Here is a 23,412-nt window from a genome sequence, read left to right on the forward strand (position 1 = left end):
TTCGTAAGATATGGCGCATAAAATAGCCGCACTAAAAGTAGTGCGGCCTTGTTGTGAAACATTCATGCTATTTAGAAGAACTTCACAGCATTAATATCCGTCGTTCTGCTTCAGATTCGGATTATTAGCAATCTGTGTACTCGGTATAGGATAAATCTCTTTTTCCGGATTATTGGTAGCAGCATGATCCCACCATGCGCCGTTAATGAATCTGCCAAAGCGGATAATATCAGTACGGCGTCTTCCTTCAAACACAAACTCACGTCCTTTCTCTGCCAGCAATTCATCCATGGTAAGCGTGGCTACCGTATATGCTGCCGCTGACCAGTCTTCTGTACTGAAAGCGCGCCTGCGGCTTTCGTTGATCAGATCAACTGCTGCCTGTGTAGCCACCTTGTTATTTTTACGCATCAACGCTTCCGCCTTATTGAAGTATATCTCGGTCAGGCGATAGATCATGTAATGGTTCTCACGATAGTTAGGATCACTCAGCCGGCCTGTTTTATACTTGTTAAAACGTGCGCCGCTATTCTCCTCACCTGTTGCCATTGTACTCTCTGTCTTATTCTCACTCGCTCTTCTGATGTAATTTACATACACAAGCGGTTTACCATTATATTCTTCAGTTCCCAGGATTGGATCTGTAGTTCCGTATTTGTACTGCGGACCAAACAGGAACCACTCTTTCTTACGCAGGTCATTTTCAGCATAAGAATCGAAGAATGACGGTATTACGACATAGCCGTTATTACCTGCATATCCTACGTCCAGTGCAGCGCTCATATTACTGAAACCCATTAAAGGTATCCAGTCCCATACAAACCCGCCCTTGTTGCTGTAGGCATACTGAAACAGTGCTTCCGGCGCTGTTCTGTTAGTATTGGCAAATGTTTCTTTAAGATCAGGGGCCAATCTTGGTTTACCGCCAATTCCTCCTGCATCTCCATTCAGTATCTTATCACATGCTGCGATACATTCATCCCACATCGGGGTACCTGCCCATTTCTCAGCATTCAGATATAGCTCTGCAAGCATTGCATATCCACCGGTCTGACCTATTCTACCTACCAGGTCCTGGCTATAAGGCAGCAGCTGCGGTACATATGTCTCCAACTCGGTCTTAATGAAGTTAAACACCTCTTTTCTAGGCTGTGTAGCAGGATTTGCAGGACGGCCTACCTGTGTAACGACAGGAATATTCCCCCACAGATCCATCAGCTTGATATAGTGAAAAGCCCTCAGTACATGCAGCTCTGCCAGTATTGCTTTCATCTCTGATTCCTTCATCCCCAGTTTTGCATAATCAAGTACCTCCAGATCTTCAATTACGGCATTGCAGTATCCTACACCGGTCCACATACCTACCCACGCATTACGCATCCTCCCTTCGTTGGTAGTCCAGGTATGATAATGCTGCCGCATATGGTCGCCATTGTCATACGCATGACGACCTTTCTGAGGCCACGCAACCTGGTCAGCACTCATCTCTGCATGATAGTAGTAACCATCGCCACGGATAGGCGCAATCCACGACTGCATATGTGTCATCGGACGTAATGCTGCCTGCAATACTTCCGTTTTGCTTTTGTAAAAATTCTCTTTATAAACTTCGCTGTAGATGGTTTCATCCAGCTTTGTACAACCAAAATCCTGCACTAACAATAAACCCATCCCACAGCAGTATATCAACTTTTTCAGATATTTCATTTCTCAGACTTTTTAGTGAATGCCTATTTAAACTTAGAATCCAATGTTCAGACCGATGGTCCAGGAACGTGTTCTCGGGTAGAAACCTCTTGAATCCACACCTGTGGTAAAGCCGGTATCTTCCAGCTCCGGATCCAGACCATCATAACCGGTAAAGGTCAGCAGGTTGCGGCCGGAAACAAATACTCTTGCATTACGCACATAAGGTGACTTCACCCGCAGGTTGTAACCCACTGTGAGGTTATCCAGTTTAACGAAATCGCCTTTCTCTATATAGTAGTCAGAGTACTGCGGATCGTCGTTCAACTGCGCATGTCTGTTGAAGGCACTATTGAAAATATTGTTTGGCAGATATTTTTTATTACCAAAGAAGATCTCCTGCAGATTCAGGATATCAAATCCGAACTTACCTCTGAACAGCATAGTCAGATCGAAGTTCTTATAGCGGAAAGTCTGATTCAGACCAACATTGTATTTAGGCACACCATTACCAATGATCGTCCTGTCATTTTCATTGATCTCTGAAGCGCGCGCTTTCGTACCATCTGCTTTGTAGAACAGCCATTTACCATCTTCAGTGAACCCTGCAAAACGTTTACCATAGAAGTTACCTACAGCACCACCTTCTTCCAGGCGAATAGCTGGACCCATAGCTCCCGGGTTAGGAATATCGGCAAACGTCAGGAACGTTGCCTTAAACTGCTCATTAGATAACCTGGTCAGCTTATTAAACTGAGAGTTGGCAGTCAGGTCTATATTCCACTGGAAGTCTTTTCCTTTCACTGCTGTACCACTGATCAGTATTTCCACACCATGGTTTCTGATAGTACCTACGTTGGTATATAACCCGTCACGGACGAAGGCAGGCTGTTGCGCTGCATAGTTATAGAGCAGATCACGCGTTTCGCGGGAGTATACATCAATGGAACCTCTGATACGATTATCCAGTACCGCATAGTCCAGACCAAAGTTCCATTCCAGCTTTTTCTCCCAGCGAAGATTAGGATTGGGGTTGCGGGATGCACCATACGTTTGCAGATAAGTACCCAGCTGCGGATATACGCCGCCTGTACCCAGTGTGATCAGCGAACGGTAGTTAGGTATACCCTGGTTACCCGTTACACCGTAACCTACACGCAGTTTCAGGTTATTAACAAACTTCACTTCTTCCATGAAAGATTCTTCGGTAATGGTCCAGCCAACAGATGCTGCCGGGAAGTTCCCCCATTTGTTATTGGCTCCGAAGCGGGAAGAACCTTCCCTGCGCAGAATAACCTGTGCATAGTATTTATTCTTGTAGGAATAGTTCGCACGACCAAAGAACGCAATCAGTGTATTGTCTTCCTTGAAGCTACCCAGACCCGGCCTTGGCAAAGCGGTATTATTAATGGCGCTACCTGCTCCCAGGTTCCAGTCCATGAAGGCGTCTGTAGTATAACCATTGTTATTGGCATTGAAAGTTTCCCTGGTACTATACTGATAGCTGTAACCAGCAATAGCGGAAATGGAATGCGCACCCCAGCTGTGTTCATAATTTACGGTAGGATCGAGGGTTTTGGTCCAGTTGATCTCATTCAGCTTACTGGCATATCCCATTCCCTGCCAGGAGGTACCCTGACGTTGTTCAAAGTCATACATGGAACGGAAATAGCGGTCATTGAAGTTGTCGCGCTGGTAGGAACCAAATACTGATGCAGACAGGTCTTTGGTGATCGCCAGTGTAAAACGTGCGTCTCCGGCAAAGGTCTGCTGGTCTCGCTGACTCAGACGATTCTTCAGACGGCCTGCAGGATTGAAATATTCCTGTATCTCATAAAAGGTGCCATCCGGTTTATAGAGTGGTGCAGTCGGATTCCAGGCTACTGCCTGTTCAAAATAACCGCCTTCACCACCCAGCATGTTGGCTTTATTGAAATTAGCCACCATGTTAGCCTGCATAGTCAGCTTATTATTGAACCCTTTCTGATTGATGTTCAACCTGCCCCCTGTCTGTTTTCTGCCGTTCTCTCTGGCAATACCCTGGAAATCATTATAGTACAACGATGCCCGGTAATTTGACTTCTCACTGCCTCCTGATGCTGATAAGTTATGGTACTGACTCAGGTTCTGCTTATGTATCAGTTCATTATACATGTTGGTAGAACCACCCAGGTCAGAACCTGAGGATATCACACCTTCTGCTATCTTCTGGCGGAACTGATCTGCGGACAAGAAATCAGGCTTCTTATCAGTATAATCGCGCTGGAAGTAATTGTTATACTCGTAACGAGGCTCTCCGGCTGTACCTTTCCTTGTAGTAATGAGAATAACGCCCGCATTACCCCTCGTACCATAAATAGCGGCAGCTGATCCATCTTTCAGTACACTGAAAGACTCAATATCATCCTGCTGCAACAGATCAAGGTTACCACCTGGAATACCATCAATCACGATCAGGGGAGCCGTTGTACCTGTCAGCGAGGTAACTCCTCTCAACTGGATAGAAGCGCCCGCATTTGGGTTATTTCCCTGTGTTTTGGTGATATTCAGACCAGGCACCTTACCCTGGATCAATTCCATGGTAGAACGGATACCTCCCCTGTTAAAATCGTCAGCTTTTACGGTAGATACGGCGGAAGTTACTTCACTGCGTTTCTGTGTACCGTAACCTACTACCACTACCTCATTCAGTGAGCCCATATCTGCTTCCAGTTTGAAACCCACTGATACATCGCCCTTACCATCTACCTTCACGTTTGCAACGCGCTTGGTCTTAAAAGAAATGAAGCTTGCTTCAAGTGTATACACACCTGGTTCTACATGGATACTAAAATCACCGTTCGCATCACTGATAGCATGCTGTGTACCGTCTACTACTCTGATAGTAGCGCCTGGTAACGGAGCCCCCTGTTCATCGGTTACTTTACCTTGTATTCTTACCTTCTGCTGTTGTACAACAGGTGGTTTTGTGACATGGTTAATAACAATGACCCCGTTTACTTCCCTGAAGGAAAGGTCTTTGTTATCGAATAATAATGTAAGCACTCCATCCAGGCGCTGATCCCGGAAGTCGTGTTCATCAGTCTGATAACGCTGAAGCATTTGCTGATCATAAGCAAAGTTCAGGTTCAGCTGTAATTCCATCTGCTTTAATGCTTTTTCCAGTGTTCCTTTATGGATATTCACCGATATTCTTTTACTCAACTCCTGACCTATTCCGGTGTTAGCAGAAAGCATCAGGGATGTTGTAAGCACAATAGTTATGGAAAGAAATGTTAGTCTCATAGCTTTTATGATAAAATCTCTTTTCTTGTTACTGGACTGTCCCTTTTTTTTCATACATTGTATGGCTTTTTGATTTGAAAAAATGATAAGCTAAGCCGTTGCAGCGGCTATTTATGAAGGCTTTGTTGCAGCAAAGCCTTCTTTGTTTTCAGATATGTTAGCGATATAATTCGATAGCCTTTTCCCCCCGCTTTATTTTTAGTTGAAAAATAGAGGCAATGATTTCAGTTGCTTCCGGGGCAGACAGCGAAGAAGGAAGACTTGCAGTGAACTTCTTCTTACGCACTTCTGCACTGGATGTTGAAATAGATATGCCGTAATTCTTTTCCATCAGCAGGGCCATATCATCAAATGAGGCATTTTTGATGATCAGTTTTCCACTTTTCCAGCCTGCTACGTCCTCGTTAAACGGCTGGATCCTGTAAGTAGCCTGTTGCTGATTAAATATCAGTTGCTGCTGTTGCTCTAGTGTACCTAATGCCTGGACGGTATCTGAGACCTGTACTTTACCGGCAGTAACCGCAATAGAAATTTCCTTCAGTTCCCTGTATGCCCTGATATTAAATGCTGTACCCAGCACACGTGTAATCACTTTCCCTGAACGAATAATGAAGGGATGTGCAGGATCATGGTGTACATCAAAATAAGCTTCTCCGTCTGTCAGGTCTACACGTCTGCTTTCACTGAAATCAAGATATACACGCACATGTGAAGCACTGTTCATCGCTATGACCGTTCCATCCGGTAACCGTAACTGCTTTCTTTCTCCTGTGCGGGTATAATAGTCCTGGAAAAGCTCACTCACATCTGCCACCTTTGATTCCACTGTCTTATACCGCTTCTGGTAAATGACGCCTGCAAACGCAATAATGGCAACACTAGCTGCTACACTTATATAGGTATACAGCCTGCGCATACTGCGTTTCGGCGCTGACAGCATAGGTTCCAGCCGGTTCCACATCTCCTCTTCCAGCTGCTTTTCTTCATCAGCTGTCAACTGCACAGATGCCCGGTGCCCAAGCTTGTCATACCATTGTTCAATTAATCTCCGCTCATCATGATCTGCCTTATCAGCCAGATATTTCCTGAACAAGCGTTTTATTTTCAGGTATTTCATATCACTCTTATACTACTACATCCGGGAAATGCGATTTCATACCGGGTCCGGTATGTTAACTGTATATTAACAAAATGAGTAAGCTAGGCAGAAGGCAGGTATAACAGGAAATGTAGTCACACCATTGCCGGTATGACTACTAATAATAACATCTTATAAACTATTACAGGGAGATATACACATCAATCATCAGCATCCCACAGATTACAAGGTCACTCTGATGATGGTTACGTAACAATTCGCGCAATCTTTTCATAGCAAGGGATAACTGGTTGCGAACTGTCTGTTCAGAAAGATTGAGTTGCGTGGCAATATCAGTTACGGAAAGGTCTTCTTCCCGGCTTAGCTGATAGATCTGCTGCATACGATCGGGCATACGGTCTACCTCTCCGTCTATCAGGTCTTTTAATTGTCTGAGATCAAAGGAAGATTCAAAAGAAGATTGTACCGGCTGGTCATACCATTCGGGTATCTGTACAGTGGTGTTACTAAAGGCATACCACGAGATCACGCGGTATCTTAAAGCAGAATGAAGATAACGGCTAAGGTCTTCTTCACTATCAACGGTAATCTCACTCTTTCTCCTCCACAGTGTCAGCATCACTTCCTGCACTATATCTTTCGCACTGTCTGCATCCACACGTTTACAGGCACTGACATACAGTTTCTTCCAGTAACGCTGGTAGAGTACCTTAAATGCAGCCGTATCCCCTTCCCTGGCAGCAGCGAACAATGACAAGTTATCTTCGTTATCTCGTAACATCATGCGGCCGCAAAATTAGCCATCCGGCCGCTCGGTGTACATTAATAAATTATTAACTGACTGACCATGTACCCCTATCCCACTCCCACCTACGCTATTTAACACTGTTTCCCCTACTCCGCCATGTACCGCTACCCGGTACCGTTAATGCCGGCCGCTATGTCAAGCAATCGTAAATATTGATACTCTTCAATAAATATGAAGGCACAAGCGTACAAAATATCTATTTTTACTATACAAATGAAGCAGCCAGAACTATCGAGACGCATCAGCCTACTACAGGCAACAGCTATAAACATGACAGACATGGTGGGCATAGGTCCATTCATTGTACTAAGCCTGGTCGCCACCACTATGAACGGACCTGGCTTCCTCTACGCCTGGATAGCGGGCGCTGTATTATCCTTCATTGATGCTATGGTATGGAGTGAACTGGGGGCTACCTTCCCTATGGCGGGTGGAAGTTATAACTTCCTCAAGGAAGGCTTCGGCCCACGTACAGGTAAGTTAATGAGCTTCCTCTTCGTATGGCAGACCATGATACAGGCCCCGCTGGTAATAGCATCTGCGGCCATCGGGTTTTCACATTATGCAGGTTATATATTTCCATTAGGCTTCTGGGGTACCAAGGCTGTCAGCGGTGGTATGGTACTGCTGATTGTTTTTCTATTATACCGTAATATCGAAACCATAGGCCGCATCAGCGTACTATTATGGATGGGCGTATTGGTTACCATGGCATGGATTATTGGTGGTGGTATTGCACATGGACACTTCCTTGAACCGGTTGCACGTATTAATGACGGCCTGGAACTTAACCAGGCGTTTGCCGCCGCACTGGGCATCGCCAGCGTAAAAACCGTATATAGTTACCTGGGATATTATAATGTATGCCATCTCGGTGGTGAAATCACCCGTCCTGAAAAGAACATCCCGCGTAGCATGCTGATCTCCATTGCAGGCATCACTATCCTGTATCTCTGCATGAATATCAGCGTCGCTTCTGTACTTCCACAAGACAGAATAGAACAAAGTAACTTTGTAGTCAGTGAATTTATAGAAGTGCTGGCAGGCAGTATGGCCGCCAAGGTTGCAACGATGCTGATACTCTGGGTAGCTTTTGCTTCGGTATTCTCGGCGACGCTGGGCTATAGCCGTATTCCCTATGCGGCTGCCAGAGACGGTGCGTTCTTCAAAGTATTCGCACGGCTGCATCCTACCAAAAACTTTCCACACATCTCCCTGCTGTTCTTAGGAGGTGTCGCATTCCTATTCAGTCTGCTGTTTAAGATACAGGAGGTCATCAATGCTATCCTGGCGATGCGTATCATGATACAGTTCATAGCACAGGCTATCGGACTCATATTATTAAGCAGACGTAATGGTCGTAACTTCTTCAAATGGCGTATGCCCCTGTATCCGCTACCAGTGATTCTGGCTGTCATTATCTGGGGATGCATCTTTGTTTCCACCGGTGTACATATGATGCTGGCCGGCATCACAGTAACCACTGCTGGTGTTATTGTCTATTTTCTCAAATCCAGGATACAGGGAGACACGCTCTGATCATTGGAATAACGCTATACCGTCTTCCAGACAGCCATCCAATGGCTGAACTGTGAAGGCCTGACCTTATACCTTGCGAAGTTCCCTTCATGTAAAGAAAGAAGGTCCGTATCGACCATTTCTATAAATCTGGCCTGCTCCGCAGCAGGCAGCTTCCTGCTCCTATCTGCAATTAATCTTACTGCTTCGGCAGGTGACAGGCCATTGGTTACTATTTCTGTAATCAGGCCGCTGATTTCCTGCCGGTATTTTACACGGAAAGGATCCGGCTCTCTCACTGTTTGCCTTAAAGCTGCATAACGGAGTGAAGAACGCTCATATGCCCATATAAAGACATCTTTTAATAACTCAACCCTGTTTAGTTCATACACACCCAATATCCCCTGGATATACAAATCGTGAGGAACGTCTACGAAGGACAAAGGTGCCAGATTATACTTGTTCAATGGAATATTTGCAGCAAGACGTGATACACGTTTATTTACATCATCAAACGGCTGCAGGTATGGTAGCTGAACCATGAGGAAAAATGCCTGCTCATAAGGATCATCAATGGCGCCTGCTTTTTCCAGCATCAGTGTAAACATTTCTTCAATCTGTTGTGGAATAGCCAGAGGTTTGAAAACGGAACTACTTATACCTACTGCTGATATACGCAACCTGCCGGATGCTGAAAGTTCTGGTAAAAGGTCATAAGATAGGGAAGCATGCAGATTCGTGATAGTATAACGGTTCAACCCTATCTCCTCTGCCTCCTGGGCAAGAAATTCAATGGCTTCTTTGTGGTTAAGAATCATCTGTGCTTCTTCCATCGTTTTATGATCAGCCATTTTTCCCATGGCTATCAGCTGCTGTGTATCCAGCAAACTATAGGAATTACCCTCCAGACGACTGGAGTTCCAGGACAAGTCTATCAGCAGCCGCTCCAGAATTTCCCTTACATAAGTACCGGCAGGCAGGTTCCTTCTTGCCGTCCTGCCCATCTCAGCCAGCCTGGCTTTTTCCTCCGGGGTGAGATAGCTGTTAATATTGGGTTGATAACCAGATAGAAATTCAGCGTTGTATCCAACAGGTTGACGGGCTGATAAAGGCTGAGTAATAATATCCTGAATCTCAACTCCTTCTTTAGATAATAAAATGGTCTGACCATATTTTACCACATCCTCATTAACCATATCAACAACACCTTCATTCAAATGGTAAATGGTGGCTCTTGCCTGGCCGGAAGAAGTGACAAGATTTTCCTTTTTTAATTCGTTTAAACGCCTCTGAAGGGTGCGGACTGAGATGTCCATCCCTAGTACTGCCATCAGTTTTTCCAGCGTTACTCCATGATGAAACGGAGCGAGCGCTGCTCTGATACATGTCTTTTCCCTATTAATGGTGGCGCGATTATTTTTCATATCCGTGTTATACGACATAAAACTACAACCTTCCACCCTTTCTTGTCGAAATACTAGACAAATCTGCCGAATAAATCGACATTCCTGAGTATTGCGACAAATAACACCTTACTAAGCCTAACCTACTCTTATAATCTCCCAGAACACAATCGCTCTCCTCTCCCGGAACCCTAACAGGTCATAGATCTTTCCCGCCCGTTCATTTGTATGCACGAAGTGCAGGTAAGGTATAAGGCCCTGAGACATATTCTCATTTACAATCTTTGACACCAACTGCTGCGCATATCCCCTTCCCGTATAGGATGGGTGCGTGCAAACGCCACTCACTTCTGTCAATCCGGTCATACAGATACGCTCGCCAGCCATCGCTACCAGCTGGCCTTCCTGCCGGATACCATAGTAGGTCCCAAGTAAGGGAGTATTTTTATAGAAAAATCCGGGTTGTACTAAACTGGTCAATGACAACATATCCGGCACATCAGCTGATGTCAGCCTGGTAATTGCTGCCGTAACAGGCACTGTCTCCGGCTGATGGCAGACCATCTGTATACAATCCAGCTGGCGTACCAGCGACCATTCAGGCGGCAGCTGCGGTAAGTCTCCTATCAGTATTAATCGTTCGTTTTTAACTGTCCAGGGTAATATCTGGTTAAGATCAGTAGTAAGCGGATCTGCACATCCGGTGAACTGCAGGGTTCCTGCCGGATAGCGCTGAATCCGGGCATTGCCCTGCGCAAAAGCCTGGTGGGTAGTTTGTAAAGCATGCCAGACGGGATTGTCCAGCATATCGAAAACTTCATTCATGACGTGGTTATTGGCTGGTGGCCTGCTGCTTATATACTACATACAATTCAGCCTGCAAAAGCGGACAGGTATTCAATATATGCTGCGAATGCCTCCTTATTAAGCCTGTATTTCGCGTTCCGGCCTTCCTTCTCTGCAATGAGCAGATCTGCATCAACCAGCTGCTTTACATGATGGGAAACAGTGGACTGTGCGAGATCGAGCATCTCCAGTAGTACATTACACTGCGTCCACTCGCCGTCCTGCCGGATGGCCTCCACGATCCTGATGCGGTAAGGATCGCCCAGGGCCTTGGAAATGCGCTCAATTCGTTTGGTGTCTGCGTTCTTATTCATTATTGCAAATTTATCGATTCCTGTCTGACGGTATACAAAATTCTCATTACCCGCTGAGTAATAACGCAGATGAACAGGCAGGCAACCAGCAGCAGCCAGGGATAGCAGCTGCAGTTAACTTATTTGCAATAAAAAGGGGAATGAATACTATCTGGCCGACAGATCAGGTAGAAGTATCTGTCGCATCCCAGTCATGTTTGTTCATAAAGCGGCGTAACCAGTTCAGTGCAAAGTGACGCTCGAATGAAGCCGGTATGTGTATATCTGCCGTACTCTTTCCGCCTCTGAAAAGTGCATCACGATAGTGGGCAGTAGTCAGTTCGTAAAATATATTCTCGTCATATATCTCTTCCATACTACGGAAATGCAACTTACTCAGGAACTCTTCCAGGTGGTCACCCAGTGCCGGCGTATGGGTGATGAGATCCCTGATCTGTTCTTCCGTTACTTCATGCCCTGGCATAGGACTTTCCTGTACCAATCCCAATGTCCAGGCCAGCATATAGGCAGATTCAATACGCCAGGATAACTCCATAAACGCATCATCATTAACCATCATATTACCTAACAGGTAATCACCCTCCTTTCTGCTGACATGCCCCCATATATTTTCGTTTTTCAGCCAGTTGACAATACCGTATTTCTTGGAACTGTCCTGTATAGTGTAGGCGATCGCAAGCAGGATCATAACTCTGCACCCTACTTCCCTGGGAGTCGCAAATTGCAGGTGATCAAATCTCAGGTATTCGGGATAAGCGATCTGATAATTATTGATTCCATGTTGTGCGAGTCTTTCCTCGATTCTTGTAATTCGTGTTGCTACCATTTATGTGTTCAGGCTTCTACTATATAATTTATTCACAGGATATTACGCCATAAATATACAATTTATGCGGATATCTGGACTTTTATAAAATACAGCGTTCTCCGCAGTAAGCGGAGGAATGTTACATTTTTAACAAGTCCTTAATAGCATTTTATCAGACTGGACGCTATATTGCGTCCCTGAAAGGCATGCTGTAGCATGTCTCTTCATAACGTGAGATATGACGGCTGGGTACTCCTATCCAGCTATTTCTTAAAGTATCTCCGTGTAACAGTCTCCATCACATCTCCATTTACAGACATTATTACAGGCAATAAACCGGGTGGTACAACCATCCGGTTTACCTGCTTTTCCCGAAAATACCCTTTCTCCCCCAATTTTTCAGACTGGTTATTACAATTTTATCGGTTCAGTTTCGGTCTGGGCTTCATATCATCCCTATACCAACAGGTCACCAGAAGGGCACCTCAATATCCCGGGGATATTGAGGTGCCCTTCTGGTGACCTGTTAATGACCCATTGAAGCCTGGATGGTATAAAAGACAAACCCAGCATCAACCGGGAAAAATAACCAGACTATCACCGGCCGGTTGGCATACCCGGCATGCCCAACACATCATTTGTAAAGGGCTGCTACTCAATGTTCAAACTGCGAACCGGGTCAGCCAGCGCAGTCTTCACGGCCTGATAGCTGACTATTACCACCGTAAATGAAAATCCCAGCTATTTTCCTGTCCTTCCCCAACATCTTCACCACCTTTCCTACCGGATCTGTTAGCCCCATGCTTTTAATCGCTGCCTCATTGAAGATGATCTCAGCACTACCTGCACGCTTGCTGCTGTTGGAACTTCTGCCCGCTTTCATCTCGATACCGAGGGTCTCTATCATACCAAAGCCTACAATATTGGCAAAGTCGGTCTTATCTCCCTTGCTGCCGGAATTGACAGTTCATAATACAGCGTTGGTAATGAATACGTTTGGGAAATACACGGGGGGGATAGCGGTATGTTCTTTGATAGCTTTTGTACGGATTATCGTTCTTCATGGCAGAATCACTGTCAGCGCGGCAAGGCCGATGAATGCACGGATAATACACTGTAAATTTAACTACTAAAACCTTGTTTATGCCCAAGACGATTGCTGCACAAATAGTAGAACAACTGGTAGCCGCCGGTGTAAGAAGAATACACGGCGTGGTAGGCGATTCACTCAACAGCATCACTGATGAGATACGCCAGCACAAAGACATAGAATGGATTCATTACAGGCATGAAGAGGCCGCTGCATTTGCTGCAGGCGCAGAAGCACAGCTGACAGGTAAACTGGCCGTATGCGCAGGTAGCTGTGGCCCTGGTAATATGCACCTGATCAACGGGTTATATGATGCTCACCGTAGCATGGCACCCGTATTGGCTATTGCTGCGCAGATTCCAAGTACGGAAATCGGCACCGGGTATTTCCAGGAAACAAGACCAGAAGCCTTGTTCCGCGAATGCAGTCATTACTGTGAGACGATTGCTTCTGCCAGACAAATGCCCCGGGTACTGCAAATTGCCATGCAGCATGCAGTAGGTTTAGGTGGCGTAGCCGTGATCGCATTATCAGGAGATGTGGCCACACAAACAGTAGAAAGCAACGGACTTGAACACTCCCTACTGATAAGCCGTCCTACCATCCGCCCGTCAGACGCAGAGTTGCATAAACTGGCAGACATGGTGAACAGTGCAGACAAAGTTACACTCCTGTGTGGTAAAGGATGTGCAGATGCGCATGATGAACTGATTGCTTTGGGAGAAAAGATCTTCTCTCCTATGGTACATGCCCTGCGCGGAAAAGAATATGTTGAATACGATAACCCATTTGATGTTGGTATGACAGGGTTAATCGGCTTTTCTTCCGGTTATCATGCTATGGAAAGAAGTGACCTGGTGATTATGCTCGGCACTGACTTTCCCTACAAAGACTGGCTGCCTTCAAAAGCTAAGATAGTACAGGTAGATATCCGTGCCGGACACCTGGGGAAACGGTGTAGTATTGCCCTCGGACTGGTAGGAGATGTGAAAGAAACATTGCATTGCCTCCTGCCCTTACTTCGCCAGCGTACTGACCGGTCATTCCTGGATAAATGTACTGCTCATTACCAGGACAGCAGGAAGTCGCTGGAAAGTCATGCACTTGGTAAGGCGGATGCTGCTCCGATACATCCGGAATATCTCTCGCATATGATCAATGAACTGGCGGATAAAGATGCTATTTATACTGCGGATGTAGGCGAGCCCACCGTATGGGCAGCGCGTTACCTGAAGATGAAGAAAGGTCAACGCCTGCTGGGTTCTTTCAATCATGGCTCTATGGCCAGTGCAATGCCGCAGGCCATCGGGGCACAACTGGCATATCCCGGAAGGCAGGTCATCTCGCTGTCAGGAGATGGAGGATTTTCTATGCTGATGGGGGATATTCTGACCATTGTACAATACAATCTGCCCGTAAAAATTGTCATCTTCAATAACAGTTCACTGGGCTTTGTAGCAATGGAAATGAAAGTAGCCGGTATGCCGCCTTATGGTACAGATCTGAAAAACCCCGACTTTGCCCGGATGGCCGAAGCTATCGGGATGAAAGGTATCAGGGTGGAAGACCCGTCAAATGTAGGTATTGCTTTACAGAAAGCTTTTGAGCATGATGGTCCGGTATTGATTGATGCTGTTGTGAATCCATCAGTACTGGTAATGCCTCCGAAGATTGAATTTTCGCAGGCCAAAGGCTTTGGCGTATATTCCCTGAAACAGGTATTTAATGGTAATGGTAAAGAAGTGTGGGATACCCTGAGCTCCAACTTCCTGGATTAGATCAGGCTACAACGGCTTCTTTGTTATACTTGTTCCTGTAGTCAATAGGTGACAATCCTGTAATCTTCCTGAACACTGTCCTGAAAGATTTGGTGTCATTATATCCTACTTCGTACATGACTTCGTTCACATTCTTATGGCTGTTTTCCAGCCACTTCTTTGCGGCCTCAATCTTCACCCGTTGAATATATTCAGCGGGTGTATTGTTGGTCGCCTTCTTAAAGCGCCGGTCAAAGTGCCTTCTTCCGATAGCAAACCTGGATGCCAGATCATCTACTGAGATCCTTTCAGTCAGATTACATTCAATGAACTCCTGCGCCTTTTTGATAGGTTCATCTTCATGTTTCTTTTGTCCGTTAAACATCACAAAAGGCGACTGGGTCTTTCTGTCTATCTCCAGCGCAAACAGTTTCGCTATTCTGATAGCCAGTTCCCGGTCTGTCAGTTTCTCTACCAGGTGCAGCAGCAGGTTCCAGTAAGAGGTAGCGCCACCGCTTGAGTACAGGCCCTGTTCTTCTGTAATAATTCTGCCGTCAATAAGCTCTACTTCCGGAAACATCTCTCTGAACTCGGCAGCAGAGGCCCAATGGCTGGAGCATTCACGGCCGTTGAGTAGTCCGGTTGCTGCCAGCATGAAGGAACCGATACACAGGCTGGCTACTTCTGCTCCATCCTGGTAATGATCTATGATCCACGGAATAAAGTCCTTGTTACGCTCAAGGGTTGCTTTCAGGTTTCCGCTAAGCGGAGGTATGATAATCAGGTCCGTCTTCTTTACATCTGTGATGCGTACATCCGGATGTATAGAAAAGAGGCCCTGGTGAAACTTTACTTCTTCACCTAGTCCCACCAGCTGTACTTTGAACATGGGAGACTTTCCATCTGACTCCAGGAACTCATTGAGCGTGGTAAACATGTAGCGTGTATCAGAGATAGTACCTAATACAGCCTCATCCGGCACGAGAATAGAAATGTGTTTCATCTGGGATGTGATTTAAACAGGTTGCCCGACAAAAGTAAGTAAAAATGTATGTCAGAAACAACCCTGTCACAAGTCCGGAATACGCCCGCTCAGAGCTGTAGGCCGGCAGTACCTTTGGGCAGAGCAATGTTTACTGCATGAGAAAGATAATCGTATCCATGAATGTTACGCTGGACGGGTTCATGGCAGGTCTTAACGGAGAACTGGACTGGCATTTCCCTTTATGGACTGAGGAAATGTCAATATATATCTGTCACCAGCTGGGCAAGATGGATACGATACTATTGGGCAGGCGCAGCTACGAACATATGGCTGGCTACTGGCCTGTTAAAACCTTTACAGGAGTCGCGCAAGAGTATGCAGAGATGATGAATAGTCATACCAAGATTGTATTTTCAGAAACATTGAACAATACTACCTGGCAGAACAGTCGCCTCTTAAAAGGGAATATCAGTGAGCAGGTAGCTGATATGAAACAGCTGCCGGGAAAAGACATGATCATTTATGGCAGTGGTAGTATTGTACAATCTTTTGTACGCCAGGGGCTGATAGATGAGTTACAGATATGGGTACACCCCGTATTTATTCAGCAGGGTGTACCCATGTTCCGGAAGATGGAAGAACATATAGCGTTGCAGTTTGTAAGAACACGCACTTTCAGGAGTGGTGTTGTACTGCTTTATTATAAGATCATGAACGATGAAGGAACCGTTTGAGACGGTGAACACTAAATCGGTCCCAGCATCATAGACACATATTGTACACAGTAGAGGCAGGTTATGTGCAGATGCGCAGATAACAGCTCGCCAGTCATCCATCAGTATGTGCAGGCACCTATTAGTATAGCATCTTCACCTAGCTGAGATACTACAAACCTGGTATCAGGCAGGTGCTGCTGCAAGGTATGCTGGAATAACCCATAAGACTGACTGATATTTCCCCCCAGCACTACCAGCTTTGGCAGGTCAGCCTGCTGACTTAAGAACGTGGAGAGATGCCCGCCAAATTCTTCAAAGACACTGCGGGCATCGGCAGATGTAGGCACAAGAGCAGCTAGTGTTTTCACAGAAGCGATCTTTTGTCCGGTAAGCGCCTCATACCTGCGGAGGAACCAGCGCGTAGAAATGTATTCTTCTGCTATAGTATCGAGGAATGGTGCTTTCCAGAAGTCGCCTTCCTGCACTACTCCATCTCTGGCTATTGCAGAGCCAAAGCCTGTACCTAGCGTAAGTCCAAGTGCATGCTGCTCTCCTCTGGCCACACCTGCAAACAGTTCTCCTTGCAGGAAGCAGGCAGCATCATTGGCAAAAGTGATAGCTGATGGCGGCAGGTGTAGTCTGTCAGCCAGTAGCTCTTTTACATTCAGGCCGTACAAAGATTCATATTTATGCAGGCCTCTGATCAGGCTGATGCCACTTTCGTAGTCAAACGGCCCTGGCATAGCAATACCGATGTGCTGTATGTTACCGGCATTACCCACCGTTTGCTGCATAACAGCCGTCCAGCTATCAAGAATATCAGCAGCATCAGCTTGCGCATCTACATGTATACGTTGCAATGAGCCGGGCACCAATGCCCTTTGCTGTACATCTACCAGGGCAGTTGTAATGTGCGAACCACCAATATCGACACCTAATATTATATCTCCCATTATACTGCTTGTTTAGTTGTATGCTTCCAGTATTGTTGTATCTGTTCAAATGATTGGCCTTTGGTTTCTGGCAGCAACCTGTATACTGCAATAAATGCGCCCAGGCAAAATGCAGCAAAGAACCAGAACGTTTGCGCAGTACCAAGGTGCCTTAAAAGGACAGGCGTAAGTTGTCCGACAATCGTATCAGATACCCACATCACCATAATACTCAGGGATAATGCCCTGGCACGGATATTATCAGGAAATATTTCTGCTGCAATAACGAATTTCAACGGTCCTATAGAGAAAGCGAAAAACGCCAGAAATGCCAGTACGGACAACAGTAGTGGAATACCCGTTGTAACCTGGTAGTAAAAGCATGCGCCGGTAAGAATAAGGCTTATTGTAGCACCGGCCGTACCCCATAAATATAAGGGCCTTCTGCCAAGGCTGTCTACTTTCCAGATAGCGAAGATGGTGAAGAAGACATTCGCAGCGCCAAAGATGATCTGACTGATAAGCGAGTTGCTTAATGTAATACCTGCATTATTGAGGATAGAAGGACCGTAGTAAATAATTGCATTAATACCGCTGAATTGCGAGAAGAAAGGTAGCAGTATACCAATGAGCAGCGGCCGGCGCATTGCCGGTACAAAAAGCGCACTGTACCCTTCCCTTTGCAAGGGCTGGTCTTTCTGTTTCAACCACCGTGGACTTTCAGGTACCCATACCAGGCCTGTCAGGAATAATGCAGCAGGCAACATACCAATACCAAACATCCCCCGCCATACTTCGTCTACAAACAGGAAACGCAGGATGCCACTACCCGGCAGGGATCGGTGCGCTTCTGCATAAGCCAGCAGTTTTGCATTGCTGCAATAGGCAACCAGAATACCAATAGTTACTGCCAGTTGATAATAGGTAACCAATCTCCCACGCTTATCATCGGGTGCAATCTCAGAAAGGTATAACGGAACGATACTGGAGGCAATACCCACTGCGATGCCCCCTCCTATACGGGCAGCAATAATGAGGGTAAGACCTGAGAAGAAAGCACAGCCTAGCGCAGCAAGCAGGAAGAGCAATGCAGCAAGGTACAGCAGTTTCTTTCTTCCTAAGCGGTCGCTGAGATGGCCGGAAAACAGTACACCGACAATACAACCGGCAAGTGCGGAAGATACGAACCAGCCTTCCCCGAAAGCCGATAGGGCAAACTGGTCGCGTACAAAAGGTAGTATGCCCGAAACAACGGCCATATCAAATCCGAAGAGAAACCCTCCCAGGGAAGCCACAATAGTGGTCATTAAAAGTAACGTGGATTGTTTTTTCATAAACTGATGGTGCTGAATACCGGATGATCGTGTTTCAGGAATGACTGGACTACCTTTGCCTTTCCCGGACCTTTGTTAATAAGTGTATATTGTGAGGCGGCAGCAGGAATGACAAATGTCTCTGCATATTGATATACTGTCTCCTCGCCATTGTCTGTTTTTACAGCTATAGCAGTACCCTGTACCAGCATGAGTATAATACAGCGTTCATGGGTATCAAAAGATACAAGCGTTTCTATTTCTATACGCTGTATTTCATAAAAGTGCTGCTCGTGAACAGGCAGCTGCCACAACTGCCAGTCATGGCCTTGTTGTATCTGTACAGGAGAAGATATCAGTGTGTCTTTGACCAGTTCCCCTTTTCTGGTGAAGTCGAGATTACGGAAAGCATGGTCAATATTTATCGGCCTTGGCTTACCATCCAGACCCGGTCTTACCCAGTCATACATCTTGAAGGTAAAGATATAAGGAGTGGCGCTGATCTCCAGTACCAGGTTATCTGCTCCGGCGCTGTGTACAGTACCATTAGGTATCAGGAACAGGTCATGCTTCTTAGCAGGATGATATTGTACATAGTCCGTGATATTCACCGGCTGACCGGACTGCTGACTATCCTCCAGTACCTGTCTGAATGCAGCAGGATCTATATCTTCCGTAAACCCGAGATAGACGCCGGCCCCCTCCTTGCAATCGAGGATATAATAAGTTTCATCCTGCGTAAAGGTCTCGCCAAACTGCTGCCTGATATATTGTAACGAAGGATGACATTGGATAGAGAGATTACCACCGTCGAAAGTATCCAGGAAGTCAAAACGGATAGGAAACTCATACCGGAAGATATCTGCATGTTTTCCCAGTATATACTGATGCCGGAAGTACATCATCCACTCAAAGGGAATCTCGAACAGGTAAGTATCGCTTTCAAATATTACACCATTTTCAGGTACAATCATTTCAAAGGACCAGGCCAGATTGACTTCTTCCTGTGGCAATGCAGGAATATGATTTTTCATCCATTGACCACCCCATGCACCAGGTTCAAACCAGGGACGTACACGGAAAGTGTCCCGGGAAAGCTGAGTAATACCAGCAATGAGATTGCCGGCAGATATCCAGGTAAGCGTATCGCCCCATTGCGTATCTGCAAATACAGCAATACGTGGTGCGATAGCCTGCTTATAGTCATTCAATACCACCCAGTCTACAAAGTAGGCCCGCTTGTACATTTCTGTCTGCTTCTCTGACTGCCGGCTACCCAGATTCAGCGCTGTACCCGCACGCATACGGTACTGCAATTCATTCTTGGGAATATCCATGTATATCACCGGACTACCAGTAGCGGTAAGAGCAGCGCCGGTACCGATGATGATATTCAGGTCATATGCAGGATCAGGCTGTATAGCAGACAGTTTCTTAAAATCGAAGAAGTCAGTTAATACCAGGGAGGTACGGGTACCCCATACCCCGTCAGCATCGCCTATAAAGGGTGCAACCAGTTGCTGAATGTCAGCTTCTTCTTTCATAGCAGACGCAGTAGTATGCCACTTTACGCGCAGCCCCTTTTCAGCAAGTATGGTGTCCAGGGATGATTGAATGTTATCCCAGAAGATACCGGTATAGCCATCAATGAGTACCACTTGCTGCGTAGCGATCCAGGCAGCAAGTGAGTCATATCCTTTAAAGATCTTATTACTACCCAGTGCATGTGCGGGATAGATATTATACCCTTCATGGGCAGGCTGTTGCAATATGGGCAGCAAAGGTTGGCCTGATTTACGCCAGTTGGCATTTGTCTGTTTATCGATATCGGCAGCAGGCATGTTTTTCTCTGAGTTCAGCATATCCAATCTGATTGTTTTTATTTGTTTTCCACCCGCAACATGCGTATACCTTTTCCAGGAAGGACGACGGTGTTACTGAGCGTCTCTCCTGCATCTTCCAGTATATTAGTTCCGGTGATATAAAGTTTTTGTGTAGTATTTTTTGACTTAAGAGTAATGGCAGCATCTTCCGTAGAGGTATTCACCACCCATACTATTACACCATTACCATTTGCAGCAGGTTTAATGCTCTCTACATATACCGCGTCAGACTGTATAGAGAAAGGCAGCGCTTCCTTAACGGGGCCGGTGGCCGCAGCTGTTATTAAGGGCCGGTGATTGGCAAGACCTGTCTGGTTAGCAGTAAATGCATCATATCCATGATGCACAGTAAGGTAGTAACGGAAAGTAGTTACGCCTTCCTGTGCATGGCGGAAGTTGGTATGCCATAGGTTGTTCATTACCCAGGAGAAGATAGCAGGGCGTTGTTCAGTAAAACTGATCCACTGCGCAGGATTGTGCAGACCGCCTACCATACCGGCAGATGTTTGCGTACCTATTTCAAATAAGGGCGCGTCAGGCGTTGACCAGGTAACACCATAGTGTTGATTAGATACATCCACCCAACGTTGTGCAGCATACCAGTTTCTATTAGCATATTGCAGCTGATCCGCTTCTGCATTTACACTACCCCAGGGTATGCTGTATCTTATCTGAGCGCCTGCTATATTAAACGGGAAGGCGAAGTGTACGCCTTCCTTGGCAGTAACCAGTTTTTTATCAAGCGTATTGATAATCTCGACGCGGTCAACACCAGCAGTCAGCCTGACCTCACTGGTCAGGGAGTGAGCGCCGGGAGCAGTTGCATCAACAACAGCACTTACTACAAGCGGCCCGTTTTCCTTGATACGGATCTTAACTGGTGAGGCGTATTGTACCTTCTCCAACGAATCTCCGGGCAGGTAGGAATAGCGGTTAAGTCCTGCGGAATCTGCCAGGTTATAAGCAACACCGGAACGTTCCAGTAGAGAGATATTACCAGTTCGTTCATCCAGTGAAACTTTATACAGATCATTCTGCAGGGTATAGCCTGCTACCCTGGATTTCACAGGAGCATAGGCTTTTCCCGCGTGTATAGTATAGCGCTGTTTGGAGTAAGGAGCAATGTGCTGCACAAGCACGGCTAGTTCGCCGGTACTGAGTCGCTGTGAAGGTATCTTACGTCCCTGGCTGTCTCTTACAAGGTCGCCTGCCTTACTTTGATCAGCCGGTATAATAGCAAGGGCGGTACGCATATCAGCAATTGTGTTATATATATCTACTGCGTCAGCAACTGATTGTCCGCCGGTAGCAGCCGTAAGCAGTGCAGCAGACTGTTCACGGCCTTTGCGTGCGAAAGACTGTTTATAGTTCCATTGTGAGATAGCCTTCGGATCGTCAGGATGGGAGATGCTGTTATGCGCGCCCCAGGTATGCTCGTTAAACAGCAGGATGTTATTCCAGGCGGTGTCTATTGTAGTAGCCGGGTACGCGGGTTTATTGCGAAGCGCCCATATAGCGTCAGCCTGTTGTAAAGTCTCAGAAGCAATACGGTTATAGCCGGTTTCCCTGGCAGCAGAAGCAATACCATCTGTCCAGTATTCGGTATAATCTCCGGCTACCACAGGTATTTTATCAGCGTATGCCGCTTCAAAGTCTGTAAAGAATTGTTTTACAGAAGTGATAATAAGGCGTGGCGAAGTATATCTTTCATTCCAGGCCTTAACGGCGTCAGGCAGTTCAGGATCAATAGGCGCATTATCACTCATGGCCCATGTCATGATAGTCATATTATATGGAAATTTCTTCCTGTCGAGGGCAGCCAGGTAGTCAAACAGGTAAGGGTTGAGGAAGTTATCAGAGGGGTGCCCGGTATAATAGGGCGTAGGGTCTTCTACAGTAAAGAAGTTAGGTATTTTGCTGCCTTTAAGTCTGTAACCGATGGAATAGGGTTCACTTTGCCAGTACAGCAGCTGCTGCTTACCAGGAGACTGCCAGTAGAAGGGGCGGTCTCTCCAGGCAGGAGATAAACCGATACGGTCGTCTGCATTGGGCGCACCCCAGAAGTAGCGGATACCAGTGATATCAGCCTGACTGGCTAGTCCCCAGGAAGCACCAGGTACATCACCCTGGAACATAGTAGTAATGTTTATACCTTGTTGACGGGCAGTTTTAACAGCAGTATGAAACATTTGCATCAACTGACGTGAGTCAGTAATACTGGTATTGATATTAGCGTAAGCGCCGTCTATATTGATCCATCCTTTCTTTACCGCTTCCCAGAAAGCCTTCTTTTTGTCTTCGTCAGCAGCAGCGAGATAATGGTCTACCACCCAGAAAGCTTCGGTATTCCATTTATAACGGGCATCCGGCGGATAGTCTTTCGTACGTTGTGCAATTTTGATGGCTTCATCTATATTGTTCATATGCAGGCGCATGACCTTTTCCTGCACATTGGTATATCCTATATCGACATGCGAATGCGGCAACAGGTATACCTTCCATTCGGGAGCAGGGGCGACCATACAGCGGGCAGTATATGCTTTTCCACCAGTTGTGAGCCTGACAGACAACTGCGTTTCGCGTTGTACCGCCGGACCAGGGAGTGGTAGTTCAAATACCTGGATACCCTGATCCGTCGCACTAAGAGGGATACTGTCGTACAGTCCGTTGAACTGCATATACACCATTGCCTGGGCATAGCTTTTCCCACCATGGAAGACAAGCCTTACCATCCGGGCAGACTGGCCGTTATACCGGAGATATGCGACGGTAGGCGTAAGTTCAATTGAGGTAAATGCAGTAGGCTGAGACTGGGCGAAAGCAGCATGGAAGGCAAGACAGGTTAATAGCAACAGGTAGTATTTGCCTGCGGCTGACAGTCTTAACCTATTGATTATATGTATATACATATACTATTAATATTAGTTCTTAACGATGGAATCAGGCGCTGTATACCTGTAAATAAGCCG

General features: G+C 46.2%; 17 protein-coding genes. 3 read left to right on the plus strand and 14 right to left on the minus strand.

Translation table 11 applies throughout. The features are described 5' to 3' along the window. Positions 1 to 90 precede the first annotated feature (90 nt). The 4 genes from K1Y79_RS04540 to K1Y79_RS04555 form a co-directional block, all read right to left on the minus strand. The gene (locus K1Y79_RS04540) at positions 91 to 1,707 is read right to left on the minus strand and encodes a RagB/SusD family nutrient uptake outer membrane protein (protein WP_220248808.1); all 1,617 of its coding nucleotides are present in this window, start codon (positions 1,705 to 1,707) and stop codon (positions 91 to 93) included. A gap of 33 nt (positions 1,708 to 1,740) precedes the next feature. Beyond that, positions 1,741 to 4,971: a SusC/RagA family TonB-linked outer membrane protein gene (locus K1Y79_RS04545; RefSeq protein ID WP_236059490.1), complete on the minus strand. Its 3,231-nt coding sequence runs from the start codon at positions 4,969 to 4,971 to the stop codon at positions 1,741 to 1,743. 157 nt (positions 4,972 to 5,128) lie between these two features. Next, entirely contained in the window at positions 5,129 to 6,088 is a 960-nt protein-coding gene (locus tag K1Y79_RS04550; RefSeq protein ID WP_220248810.1) for a FecR family protein, read from the minus strand. Positions 6,089 to 6,251: 163 nt separating this feature from the next. Beyond that, positions 6,252 to 6,854, minus strand: a complete 603-nt coding sequence (locus tag K1Y79_RS04555) for an RNA polymerase sigma factor (protein ID WP_220248811.1) — start codon at positions 6,852 to 6,854, stop codon at positions 6,252 to 6,254. A 237-nt stretch (positions 6,855 to 7,091) separates the two neighbouring features. Between K1Y79_RS04555 and K1Y79_RS04560 the strand changes: the two genes are divergently transcribed. Beyond that, on the plus strand, positions 7,092 to 8,417 hold the full coding sequence (locus K1Y79_RS04560; RefSeq protein WP_220248812.1) for an APC family permease: 1,326 nt from the start codon (positions 7,092 to 7,094) through the stop codon (positions 8,415 to 8,417). Between the two features lie 14 nt (positions 8,418 to 8,431). Here the strand turns inward: K1Y79_RS04560 and K1Y79_RS04565 are convergent, their stop codons facing one another. The 5 genes from K1Y79_RS04565 to K1Y79_RS04585 form a co-directional block, all read right to left on the minus strand. Beyond that, on the minus strand, positions 8,432 to 9,820 hold the full coding sequence (locus K1Y79_RS04565) for a Fic family protein (RefSeq protein ID WP_220248813.1): 1,389 nt from the start codon (positions 9,818 to 9,820) through the stop codon (positions 8,432 to 8,434). 117 nt (positions 9,821 to 9,937) lie between these two features. After that, a complete protein-coding gene (locus tag K1Y79_RS04570; RefSeq protein ID WP_220248814.1) occupies positions 9,938 to 10,624 on the minus strand; it encodes a GNAT family N-acetyltransferase in 687 nt (228 codons plus the stop codon). Between the two features lie 47 nt (positions 10,625 to 10,671). Next, on the minus strand, positions 10,672 to 10,959 hold the full coding sequence (locus K1Y79_RS04575) for an ArsR/SmtB family transcription factor (RefSeq protein WP_220248815.1): 288 nt from the start codon (positions 10,957 to 10,959) through the stop codon (positions 10,672 to 10,674). Positions 10,960 to 11,122: 163 nt separating this feature from the next. Beyond that, complete coding sequence (locus K1Y79_RS04580; protein WP_220248816.1) at positions 11,123 to 11,785, minus strand: DUF4272 domain-containing protein; 663 nt, start codon at positions 11,783 to 11,785, stop codon at positions 11,123 to 11,125. Positions 11,786 to 12,446: 661 nt separating this feature from the next. Then, entirely contained in the window at positions 12,447 to 12,674 is a 228-nt protein-coding gene (locus K1Y79_RS04585; RefSeq protein WP_220248817.1) for a hypothetical protein, read from the minus strand. Between the two features lie 236 nt (positions 12,675 to 12,910). Between K1Y79_RS04585 and poxB the strand changes: the two genes are divergently transcribed. Beyond that, entirely contained in the window at positions 12,911 to 14,635 is a 1,725-nt protein-coding gene (gene poxB, locus K1Y79_RS04590) for a ubiquinone-dependent pyruvate dehydrogenase (protein WP_220248818.1), read from the plus strand. Position 14,636: 1 nt separating this feature from the next. Here poxB and K1Y79_RS04595 read toward each other — a convergent pair whose 3' ends face one another. Beyond that, positions 14,637 to 15,617: a GlxA family transcriptional regulator gene (locus K1Y79_RS04595; protein WP_220248819.1), complete on the minus strand. Its 981-nt coding sequence runs from the start codon at positions 15,615 to 15,617 to the stop codon at positions 14,637 to 14,639. A gap of 137 nt (positions 15,618 to 15,754) precedes the next feature. On the opposite strand from K1Y79_RS04595, the gene K1Y79_RS04600 reads away from it, so the two are divergent. Continuing rightward, the gene (locus K1Y79_RS04600) at positions 15,755 to 16,333 is read left to right on the plus strand and encodes a dihydrofolate reductase family protein (RefSeq protein ID WP_220248820.1); all 579 of its coding nucleotides are present in this window, start codon (positions 15,755 to 15,757) and stop codon (positions 16,331 to 16,333) included. Positions 16,334 to 16,434: 101 nt separating this feature from the next. On the opposite strand, the gene K1Y79_RS04605 is transcribed toward K1Y79_RS04600, so the two are convergent. From K1Y79_RS04605 to K1Y79_RS04620, 4 genes are read right to left on the minus strand one after another with little or no spacing between them, the layout of a single operon-like run. Next, entirely contained in the window at positions 16,435 to 17,268 is an 834-nt protein-coding gene (locus K1Y79_RS04605; RefSeq protein ID WP_220248821.1) for an ROK family protein, read from the minus strand. Further along, entirely contained in the window at positions 17,268 to 18,581 is a 1,314-nt protein-coding gene (locus K1Y79_RS04610) for an MFS transporter (RefSeq protein ID WP_220248822.1), read from the minus strand. The genes K1Y79_RS04605 and K1Y79_RS04610 overlap by 1 nt, the downstream gene beginning before the upstream one ends. Beyond that, a complete protein-coding gene (locus tag K1Y79_RS04615; RefSeq protein WP_220248823.1) occupies positions 18,578 to 20,422 on the minus strand; it encodes a class I mannose-6-phosphate isomerase in 1,845 nt (614 codons plus the stop codon). Before K1Y79_RS04615 ends, K1Y79_RS04610 begins: the two co-directional genes overlap by 4 nt. Before the next feature lie 17 nt (positions 20,423 to 20,439). Then, a complete protein-coding gene (locus K1Y79_RS04620; protein ID WP_220248824.1) occupies positions 20,440 to 23,352 on the minus strand; it encodes a glycoside hydrolase family 38 N-terminal domain-containing protein in 2,913 nt (970 codons plus the stop codon). Between the last annotated feature and the right edge of the window lie 60 nt (positions 23,353 to 23,412).

This window comes from Chitinophaga rhizophila (assembly GCF_019492185.1).
Classification (GTDB): domain Bacteria; phylum Bacteroidota; class Bacteroidia; order Chitinophagales; family Chitinophagaceae; genus Chitinophaga; species Chitinophaga rhizophila.

Coding starts and splice junctions, on each gene's coding strand:
- K1Y79_RS04620 (WP_220248824.1), bottom strand. CDS start 23,352: ATGTATATACATATAATCAATAGGTTAAGACTGTCAGCCGCAGGCAAA.
- K1Y79_RS04595 (WP_220248819.1), bottom strand. CDS start 15,617: ATGAAACACATTTCTATTCTCGTGCCGGATGAGGCTGTATTAGGTACT.
- K1Y79_RS04600 (WP_220248820.1), top strand. CDS start 15,755: ATGAGAAAGATAATCGTATCCATGAATGTTACGCTGGACGGGTTCATG.
- K1Y79_RS04565 (WP_220248813.1), bottom strand. CDS start 9,820: ATGAAAAATAATCGCGCCACCATTAATAGGGAAAAGACATGTATCAGA.
- K1Y79_RS04585 (WP_220248817.1), bottom strand. CDS start 12,674: ATGATAGAGACCCTCGGTATCGAGATGAAAGCGGGCAGAAGTTCCAAC.
- K1Y79_RS04560 (WP_220248812.1), top strand. CDS start 7,092: ATGAAGCAGCCAGAACTATCGAGACGCATCAGCCTACTACAGGCAACA.
- K1Y79_RS04610 (WP_220248822.1), bottom strand. CDS start 18,581: ATGAAAAAACAATCCACGTTACTTTTAATGACCACTATTGTGGCTTCC.
- K1Y79_RS04570 (WP_220248814.1), bottom strand. CDS start 10,624: ATGAATGAAGTTTTCGATATGCTGGACAATCCCGTCTGGCATGCTTTA.
- K1Y79_RS04555 (WP_220248811.1), bottom strand. CDS start 6,854: ATGATGTTACGAGATAACGAAGATAACTTGTCATTGTTCGCTGCTGCC.
- poxB (WP_220248818.1), top strand. CDS start 12,911: ATGCCCAAGACGATTGCTGCACAAATAGTAGAACAACTGGTAGCCGCC.
- K1Y79_RS04545 (WP_236059490.1), bottom strand. CDS start 4,971: ATGAGACTAACATTTCTTTCCATAACTATTGTGCTTACAACATCCCTG.
- K1Y79_RS04550 (WP_220248810.1), bottom strand. CDS start 6,088: ATGAAATACCTGAAAATAAAACGCTTGTTCAGGAAATATCTGGCTGAT.
- K1Y79_RS04615 (WP_220248823.1), bottom strand. CDS start 20,422: ATGCTGAACTCAGAGAAAAACATGCCTGCTGCCGATATCGATAAACAG.
- K1Y79_RS04605 (WP_220248821.1), bottom strand. CDS start 17,268: ATGGGAGATATAATATTAGGTGTCGATATTGGTGGTTCGCACATTACA.
- K1Y79_RS04540 (WP_220248808.1), bottom strand. CDS start 1,707: ATGAAATATCTGAAAAAGTTGATATACTGCTGTGGGATGGGTTTATTG.
- K1Y79_RS04580 (WP_220248816.1), bottom strand. CDS start 11,785: ATGGTAGCAACACGAATTACAAGAATCGAGGAAAGACTCGCACAACAT.
- K1Y79_RS04575 (WP_220248815.1), bottom strand. CDS start 10,959: ATGAATAAGAACGCAGACACCAAACGAATTGAGCGCATTTCCAAGGCC.